Below are 9,000 nucleotides of genomic sequence, written 5' to 3'. Positions count from 1 at the left end.
GTAGGCCTTGGCCTCGCCACCGAACTTCTTGGACAGCACGGTCGCGATCGCAGCCGTCAGCGTCGTCTTGCCGTGGTCCACGTGACCGATCGTGCCCACGTTCACGTGCGGCTTGGTCCGTTCAAACTTGCCTTTTGCCATCTTGCGCTCCTGAGGCGAACCCGTTGAGACGAGTAGAAGAAAAAGAAAGGGTGGTGCCCATGACGCGGATCGAACGCGTGACCTCTCCCTTACCAAGGGAGTGCTCTACCACTGAGCCACATGGGCATCGGCACGGGTTTGCCGCCAGGGATTGGCCGGCAAACCGGTGTCGACGCTTTGCCGACCAAACTCCTCGCTGATGGAGCGGGAAACGGGAATCGAACCCGTGTCATTAGCTTGGAAGGCTAAGGTTCTACCATTGAACTACTCCCGCCCTGGGAGCTCTTGACCTCGGCATGCCAGGCACGCTTTGGTGGAGGAGGCTGGATTCGAACCAGCGTACGCAATGCGGGCAGATTTACAGTCTGCTGCCTTTAACCACTCGGCCACCCCTCCTGAGGCAAGCCCGCAACTATAGCACAGGGCAGCGGGGGCGCAACAGAGGCGTCGACAAGAAGAACAAAAGAGTCGACCGAAGCATGGAGCACCCCATCACCGCTCGCGCGGGCAGGCCAGGTCGCCACGCCACCACCCGCCCACGACAACCCTGCACCCCGCACCCCACCGCATCCGAGCAAGCAACCAATCCCGGACCAGATTGACGCGCCCCGCGACGCGGCGACGTAGCGCACGCACCCCCAACCGCGCCGGATGCAAGCCCCGCGTCGCCCGAGCACAACAGTTCGCCAACACGATTCAATACCACATCAATACCAATAAAAGTCTCCAAAAGACCTTCACCTGGAGAGGAGCGATGCACCGCCCGGGGCGGCGCGGGTAGCACTCGGGAAACTCCTCATGAGAAATTGGTAGCAAAGTGGCGTTATCAATAGCTACAGTGGCATGACACTGGTTGCTGGCACCTCACAAGGGCAAATGAGGCGGCAACCGGACCGAAGGTGGTATGCAACACACCCAAAGCAGTCACCGCCGCCCCGATCAATGGCCACAACGAGGAACAGTAAATGAAGGTCAAGCAGACCCCCATCTCGCAGGCGGTGTTCATCGCTCTGCTCGGCGCCAGCGGCGTCGCCCTGGCCCAGCAAGCCCAGACTCCACAACAGCTCGACACCGTCACGGTCACGGGCATCCGCGCGTCGCAGGAGAAGTCGCTGAGCGTCAAGCGCAACGCCGACGCCCACATCGACGTCATTTCCGCCGAAGACATCGGCAAGATGCCCGACAAGAACGTGGCCGATTCGCTGGCCCGCGTGCCGGGCGTCACCATCCTGAACAGCCCAGCCGGTGGCTCAGGCGGCTTCGACGAGCGTGATCGGGTGGGCCTGCGTGGCACCAACCCCAGCCTGACGCAGACGCTGCTGGACGGCCACGGCATCGCCAACGGCGACTGGTTCGTGCTGGACCAGACCGGCGCCGGCGTGGGCCGCAGCGTCAGCTACTCGCTGCTGCCATCCGAACTGGTGCAACGCGTCGAGGTGCGCAAGAGCGCCGAGGCCTCGCTGGTGGAAGGCGGTACTGCAGGTTCCGTCAACATCATCACCCGCAAGCCGCTGGACTTTGCCAAGGCGCTGACCTTCGAGGCAGGCATAGGCGCCGTCTACGCGGACCTGCCCAAGAAGACCGACCCGCAGATCAGCGTGCTGGCCAACTTCAAGAACGAGGCCAAGACCTTCGGCGTGCTGGTGCAGGCCTTCTCGGAAAAGCGCAGCCTGCGCCGCGATGGCGTGGAGACGCTGGGCTTCATCAACAAGCTCGACAGCACCAACGCGCCAGCCCTGGTCGCCGCGCACCCCGAGCTGAATGGCGTCTACACCCCTGACCTGATCGGCTCCGCCTACTTCACGCAGGAGCGCGAGCGCAAGGGTGGCCTGGTCCGCGCACAGTTCAAGCCGACGCAAGACGTGGACCTGACGCTGACCGGCTTCACGTCCAAGATGGATGCGGACAACTACAACCGCAACTACATGATCGCGCCGCGCGCCGGCCTGATCGACAGCGCCTCGATCTCGGACTACCAGATCGTCACCGACAAGAACGGCAACAAGACGCTGAGCAAGGCCACCTTCAGTTGGGCAACCCCGTCCACGGCCGGCTACTACGACATGATCTCGCGCAAGGCCTCCGCCGAGAGCAACTACCTGAGCCTGGACGGTTCGTGGAAGGTGAACAACGCGCTGACGCTGACCGCGAACGCCGGCAGCTCCAAGGGCAAGGGCAAGACTGTCAGCCAGGACGTCGTCGAGCTGAACATCAAGACCACCAAGGCCAGCTATGGCCTGCAGGGGAATGACACGGCACCGGCCTTCAGCTTCAACGCCCCGACATCGGGCTTCGACTGGATCTTCGGCACCGAGCACGTCATCGTGAACGACAAGGAAGACTGGGCGCAGGTGGACGGCGAGTACTCGCTGGACGCAGGCATTCTGAAGAGTCTGAAGTTCGGCGTCCGCAGTGCCCAGCACAAGCGCTACACCGACGCCACGCTGAACCAGGGCCCTGGCTGCGCTACCGGCACGCCCTACCGTGTCAGCGGCTTCACTTGGAGTCTGCCCAGCGCCTGCGCCGACGCGAACGGCAACGATGCCCCTCAGAACTCGCCCTACACGCTGCCGGCGCTCAGCCAGTACTACCCCGGCAATTACGGCAGCGGCCTGGGCAGCGGCTTCCCGACGGGGATGGGCTTCATTTCGGCCCAGGACCTCGCTGCCTACAACGCCCGGGTCACCAACCGCGACCCGATTGCCCGCCGCTCACCTTTCGACGGCGGCGAGTACAGCGTGAAGGAAACCACCACGGCGGCCTACCTGCAGGGCAACCTGGAAGGCGACGGCTGGAGCGGCAACGTGGGTCTGCGTGCGGTTCGCACCAAGCAGTCGTCCGGCGCCTTCCGTCCCAGCTTCCCGGGCGAGAAGCCTGACGTGTCGTCCGCCTTCGGCGACTTCACCGCCACCACCGCCGACCGCAGCTACACCGACCTGCTGCCCAGTGCCAGCATCCGTGTGGACGTGACGCGCAACGTCGTCGGCCGCCTGGCGCTGAGCCGCACCGTGACCCGCGCCGACTACACCGCCCTGTCGGCGTTCACGACGCTGAACACCACCGGCATGTTCCTGGACAACAACGTCGTGGGCGGCGGCACCGCCGGCAATCCGGACCTGAAGCCCATCCGCTCCACCAACTTCGATGCCAACATCGAGTGGTACTTTGCACCGCGCGCCTTCGTGTCCATGGGCGCCTTCCACATGCAGATGGGCAGCTACATCACGAACGGCAACTTCATCGCGACCTACCCCACGCTGTTGACCAACACCAACCAGGTGGGCGGAAACCCGCAGCTCGTGAACCGTCAGTTCAACGTCACGGGTCTGGTCAACAAGAAGGCCTCCGTCACGGGCTTGGAGTTCGCGTTCGAAACGCCGGTGTTCAACAACTTTGGCGTCAGCGCGAACTACACCTTCGCCGACGGTCACGACCAGGACGGCCATGTGCTGCGCGGAGACGTGAAGAACTCCTTCACGCTGGGCGGCTACTTCGAGAACGACCAGTTCTCGGCCCGCGTGAACTACAGCTACACCGACGACATCTTCATCGGCACCGACCGCGGCACCGACTATTACCAGAAGGGCAACGGCGTACTGTCGGCATCCTTGGGCTACAAGTTCAGCGAGAACTTTGCTCTGAGTCTGGATGCACAGAACCTGAACGATCCGAAGCTGAAGTACTACGCCTCGGAAGTGCAGCCACGCGGCATCTACAAGAACGGCCGCCAGTTCTACCTGACCGCCCGCATCAAGTTCTGACGACGACCGGTCCTGCTGGAACCCACGGGTTCCGGCAAGCATCGCAGATCACCAGAATCGAAGGGGAGCGTGCACTGCGCGCTCCCCTTTTCCCATTGCAGGCGCCCATGACCGACACCGCCACCATCTTCAACCATCAAGTCGCGGCGCGCCCGCTGGCCGGTTCCACCGCCGCACCGCCCCCCGTGCGACACGTCTGCGTTGTCGGCGGGGGCACGGCGGGCTGGATGACCGCGCTGATGCTGGCAACCACCGCCTACGGCCCGGGACTGAAGGTGACGGTGGTGGAGAGCCCGCAGGTCGGCATCATCGGCGTAGGCGAGGGCTCGACGCCATGGCTACGCGGCTTCTTTGATGGGCTGGGCATCGAAGAGTCGGAATGGATGCCCGCCTGCAACGCCACCTACAAGTGCGGCATCACCTTCGAGAGGTGGTCCACCAAACCAGGCTTCGAACGCTACTTCCACCCCTTTGCGTCGATGCTGGACAACATGACCATGCACCAGTTCGTCGACAACGTGCATGCACGGCTGGACGGCGCAGACGTGCACGCCCACCCCGACCGCTTCTTCGTCTCGGCAGCACTCGCCCGCCAGGCCCGTGGACCGCGGGCCCAAGCTGGCTTTCCCTTCGACGTCTGGCACGGATACCACTTCGACGCGACGCTGCTGGGCCAGTTCCTCGCCACCCAGGCGCTGGCACGCGGCGTCGTCCATCTGCAGCGACACGTCCGGCAAGTCCAACTGGGCGAGCACGGAGACATCGCCTGCCTGCGGCTGGACGACGACGAGACGCTCGCCGCCGACTTCTTCGTCGACTGCACTGGCTTCGCCTCACTGCTGATCGGCCAGACGCTGCAAACACCCTTCATCCCCTTTGCCGAGAACCTCTTCAACGACGCGGCCATCGCAATGCCCACGCCGCTGGAAGGCCCCATCGAATCGCAGACCGTCTCCACTGCGCTGCCCCATGGCTGGGCCTGGAAAATCCCGCTGACCAACCGCCACGGCAACGGCTATGTCTACAGCAGCGCCCACTGCTCGGCGGACCAGGCCGAGACCGAACTGCGCGCCCACCTCGGCCTGCTTGAGGCCGACGTTCCGGCCCGCCACCTGAAGATGCGCGTGGGCCGCATGGCCCGGCAGTGGAGCCGCAACTGCGTCGCCGTGGGTCTGTCGCAGGGCTTCATCGAACCGCTGGAAGCCACCGCCTTGCTTTTCGTTCAACGCACCGCCGCCATGCTGGTGGAGCTGTTGGAGAAGGGCAACCTCGGCCCTGCCGCGCAGGACGCCTTCAACGAGGCCATGCGCGTTCGCTTCGAGAACACGCGCGACTACATCGTTGCCCACTACAAGACCAGCTCGCGCACCGACACCGACTACTGGCGAGCCAATGCCGAGAACATGCACCTGTCGGAATCGCTGCAGGGCGTGCTGATGACGTGGATGTCGCGCAAGCCGCTGGCCCCCGGCCTGAGGGCGGGCCACTTCGGGCAGGGCTATCCCATCGTGTCCTGGTACGCACTGCTGGCCGGCATGGGCATCTTTCCGGACGAGCTGCAGGCACCGAAGGGGCACCAGGCCCGGCACGATCTGGCGGCGGTGGACGACTTCGTATCACGCTGCGCCACGAACTTCCCCGACCACCGGGAGCTGCTCGCCCACATCCCGCCGCGCGTGGGCGACAAGACATTGCAGCTCTATCTCTGGTAACACTGCGTCTCAGTCGCGCAAAGTACGGCGTGCCTCGCTCTGGAAGGCCGCTGTCTCTGCCCTGCAGACACTGCGCGCGCAAATGGCGGGCGCCGCCCGCGAACGCGTTAGAACTTCAGCCGGTCGGCGAGGTCCTTGCGCATCACCGCGTCCTGCGCCGCATCGATCTCGCCGTACAGGTGGCGCTGCGTCTCGGGAATATGTGCAAGCCCCTCGCCCCGCGCGCCGAATACGTAGTGCGAAAACAGCGCGCGCCAGCCCTCGCGCTCGCCGTCGGGCAGGTGGCGCAGCGCCAGCATGGCCAGGCGCAAGGCCGCGAGGTGCAAGTCGTCGGGGCGACCCGGTGCCGCATCGGGACGCCACCAGTAGTTCATCAGGATGTTGAGATGCGGCGCCAGCGCCTCGACCTGGTGGAACCACAGCGGCGGGATGTAGATCGCATCGCCCGGCTCCAGCTCGGCCACCCAGGCCTGCGCCAACGCCTCGGCGACTCGCGGGAAGCGCACTGGGTCGGCAGTATGAAGATCGGGCACCACCGACATCGGCGCCGGCGTGGGTGCGTAGTCAGGCGGACCGAGGTAGAGCAGCGGCGCGCTGGCCGGCGGCAGCAGCGTGAAGCGCCGCCGCCCCGCAGCCACACACGCAATGTTGTGGGAGTCGTCGAAGTGTGCCGGTACGGTGGCGCGGTTGCCTATCCAGATGCGCGGCGCCGCGTCCGCGTCCAGCAGCGGGCAGGCATTGGCCTGCTCCAGGCCCGGCAGGGCCGCCGACACCAGCGCGCTCTGAGCCGCCAGGCTGGGCGGCTCGGGGAAATGGCTGTAGCGCCAGAGTTGCTCGAACAGCGCGGCATAGGGCCGCTTGTCGTGCATGAAGTTGAAGCCGGCAAGGCCAGGCTTGTAGCTGAAAGCACGCGTGGGCTCGGGCTTGGCCAGCACGGCGTCCACCGGCTCGCCATTGTCGAAGTCCGTCAGGTACTGCAGGCAGGCCTCCAGGCCCGTCCGCCCCCGCGCCACCAGCGGCCAATGCCCGACAAGGCCGCGCATCACCACGGGCTGGTAGGCCGGCACGACCTCGCGCTCGAAGCGCTCGCGCGTGATGCCCTCGATCTCCTTCATCGGCCGCATGCCATCGCCTCCTGCGTCAGCCCCTACGCGACAGGGCGCCGCGCCATGCTTCGGGGATGTGCGCGTCGGGCTCCTGCTCACGCTGCACGACGTAGTGCCCGAACATCTCTGCCCAGGCGTCGCGCTGGTCAGGGGGCAGCGCGTTCAGCACCTGGATGGCCTGCATCAACGTCGCTGCCGGCGTGGGCAGGTCCCGGGCGCCCACGACCGGCCACCAGTAGTTGACGAGCAGGTTCACTTTCTCCAGCGCCTCGACTTGGTGGTACCAAAGCGGCGGGATGTAGAGCGCATCGCCCGGCTCCAGATCGGCGACGCGGGCCGACGCCAGCGCGTCGCGGTAGCGCGGGTAGCGCTCGAAGTCCGGTGGGTTGGGATGCACGACCGAGATGGGCGCGCCCGACGGCGTGTGCTCCAGCGGGCCGATGTAGAGGTTGCCAACCTGGTCCGGCGCGAACAGCGTGAAGCGCCGCCGCCCGGCCACCACGCAGGCCAGGTTGTATGGATGGTCGTGATGCACCGGCACCGTCAGCGCGTTGCCCAGCCAGAAGTTGGGCACCGCGCCGGGCAGGACATGCAGGCAATTCTCGTCCAGAAAGCCCGGGATGACGTCGCTGACCTTGGCGCACTGCGCGGCGATGGCGGGCGCGGCGTCCGCGGGCAGATAGGCGGCCAGGTGAGCCATGAACTCCGGCAGCGGCATGCGCGCCTTGACGAATGCGAAGTCGGTCAGGCCTTCGTTGTAGCCCATGACGCCCCGGGCTGCGGCGCGCGTCTTGGTGGCCATGACTTCGACGCCGCGGTCGAAACGGGCAAGATAGTCGCAGATGGCCAGCGGCGTCTCAAGCCCCGCCTGCACGGCCGGCCACTCGCGCACGAGGCCTTTCAGCAGCACAGGCTCGGCATGCCGCTCCAGGTGCTCTTTCAGTTCCGGCGCATCAGCCGCCGACCACGTCTCGACCGGCTTCATGTACAGAACTTCAGGGCTGCATCGCGTTCAGGATCTCGCCATTGTCCTGGCTCAGTTCCCAGGCGAACACGCCGGCCAGCCCCTGCCGCTTCGCGAAGGCCACCTTGGCGCGCACGGCGCGCGGATCGTCGTAGCCGACGAACTTCCCGCCACCCACCATCGCCCAGGACTGCGTGCGCTGGTCGAAGCGGCGCGTCATGCCCTGCGCCTTCAGCGCCGCGATGTCCTTGAAGGCCACCGAGCCATCCTCGTTGGGCCAGGGCCTGGCATAGCTGCCGTCGGCCTTCACGCCGTCAAAACCTCGGCCATACATCGCCACGCCCGCGACGAGCTTGGACGCGGGCACGCCTTCGCGCTTCAAGTTCGCGACCGCGGCTTCGAGGCTGGTGTCCAGGCCCGGCCTGGCGCTGCGAAGCGCCGTGTGGTTGGCGGCCTGCTTCGTCCAGGGGCCGGCGAAGTCATAGGTCATCATGAAGACGAGGTCCAGCGCCTCGGCGGCACGGCCCATCGGCATGCGCACGAGCTGCTCCCTGGTCGTCGCAATCGCGGTGGTCAACGCGTAGCGCCTGCCCGTCTCGCGCCCCAGCGCGTCCAGACCCGCGCGCAGCTCTTGCAGTAGCACGACGAAGCGCTCGCCATCGGCCGGGCTGCCCAGCGGGATGCCATTGGCCGAGCCATTGGAGCCGGGGTGCTCCCAGTCGATGTCCAGACCGTCGAAGCCCGGATGGGCGCGCAGCCAGTCGGTGGAGGACTTCACGAAGGCCTGGCGGCCCTCGGTCGTCGCGGCCAGATGGAAGAAGGGGTCGGAGCCGCCCCAGCCGCCCACTGAGGCCAGCACCTGCACCCGGGGGTCGCGCGCCTTCAGGCGCTGGAAGGCGCCGGAAAACGTGTCCTGGTCGGCATGCGGTGCGATGCTGAAGGCCGGCTTGCCGGCGCAGGCCGCGGCCTCCTCCTTGCGCTGACCCTCGCCGCAGATCAGCAGGAAGGCATAGAGCAGGTGCGTGACGCGGCCGGGCTTGAGCTGCTCGACGACCTCCACGCCGCGCTCGGCCAGGATGTAGGTGCCGACAATGGGCGGGGCCGCCCGCGCCACGCTGGCAGCCAACAAGAGCGAGGCGATCCAGAGCTTCTTCATAGGTTGCATTCGCTGGTCAGGCCCACGTCGGGCACGGTGTCACGCCGAGCCACGCCCTGCTTGCGCAGTTGGGCGGCACGGGCCTGCATGGCGGCGGGGCTGACGGTCTTGCTCGCGGCGTGCAGGACCCAGTCAACCTCGAACTCATGGTCGCGCGGCT

Annotated in this window: 6 protein-coding genes and 3 tRNA genes; 2 read left to right on the top strand and 7 right to left on the bottom strand. The window is 66.3% G+C overall.

Going from position 1 to position 9,000, the window contains the following annotated elements; translation table 11 throughout:
* The 4 genes from VGF12_RS06425 to VGF12_RS06410 all read right to left on the bottom strand — a co-directional run.
* Window positions 1-141 (bottom strand): GTP-binding protein (locus VGF12_RS06425; RefSeq protein WP_255459082.1); only part of this gene is annotated, 141 nt, incomplete at its 3' end.
* Between the two features lie 51 nt (window positions 142-192).
* A tRNA-Thr gene (locus VGF12_RS06420) sits at window positions 193-267 on the bottom strand.
* A 74-nt stretch (window positions 268-341) separates the two neighbouring features.
* Window positions 342-415: transfer RNA gene (locus tag VGF12_RS06415), tRNA-Gly, on the bottom strand.
* 37 nt (window positions 416-452) lie between these two features.
* Window positions 453-537, bottom strand: a tRNA-Tyr gene (locus VGF12_RS06410).
* 569 nt (window positions 538-1,106) lie between these two features.
* Here VGF12_RS06410 and VGF12_RS06405 point away from each other — a divergent pair.
* A complete protein-coding gene (locus VGF12_RS06405; RefSeq protein WP_331175209.1) occupies window positions 1,107-3,902 on the top strand; it encodes a TonB-dependent receptor in 2,796 nt (931 codons plus the stop codon).
* Window positions 3,903-4,009: 107 nt separating this feature from the next.
* Window positions 4,010-5,614 carry a tryptophan halogenase family protein gene (locus tag VGF12_RS06400; RefSeq protein WP_331175208.1) on the top strand — a complete coding sequence of 535 codons (1,605 nt, stop codon included), beginning with the start codon at window positions 4,010-4,012 and terminating at the stop codon, window positions 5,612-5,614.
* Between the two features lie 107 nt (window positions 5,615-5,721).
* Here the strand turns inward: VGF12_RS06400 and VGF12_RS06395 are convergent, their stop codons facing one another.
* The 3 genes from VGF12_RS06395 to VGF12_RS06385 are packed head-to-tail and all read right to left on the bottom strand — an operon-like array spanning window position 5,722 to window position 8,840.
* The gene (locus tag VGF12_RS06395) at window positions 5,722-6,738 is read right to left on the bottom strand and encodes a cupin-like domain-containing protein (RefSeq protein ID WP_331175207.1); all 1,017 of its coding nucleotides are present in this window, start codon (window positions 6,736-6,738) and stop codon (window positions 5,722-5,724) included.
* 16 nt (window positions 6,739-6,754) lie between these two features.
* The gene (locus tag VGF12_RS06390) at window positions 6,755-7,705 is read right to left on the bottom strand and encodes a cupin-like domain-containing protein (RefSeq protein WP_331175206.1); all 951 of its coding nucleotides are present in this window, start codon (window positions 7,703-7,705) and stop codon (window positions 6,755-6,757) included.
* Window positions 7,706-7,715: 10 nt separating this feature from the next.
* Entirely contained in the window at window positions 7,716-8,840 is a 1,125-nt protein-coding gene (locus tag VGF12_RS06385; RefSeq protein ID WP_331175205.1) for a glycoside hydrolase family 18 protein, read from the bottom strand.
* Window positions 8,841-9,000 lie beyond the last annotated feature (160 nt).

It is taken from the genome of Roseateles sp., from assembly GCF_036404855.1.
Lineage (GTDB): Bacteria > Pseudomonadota > Gammaproteobacteria > Burkholderiales > Burkholderiaceae_C > Pelomonas.
Note: the sequence above shows the minus strand (reverse complement) of the source record. Positions and strands in the feature narration are given on the sequence as shown.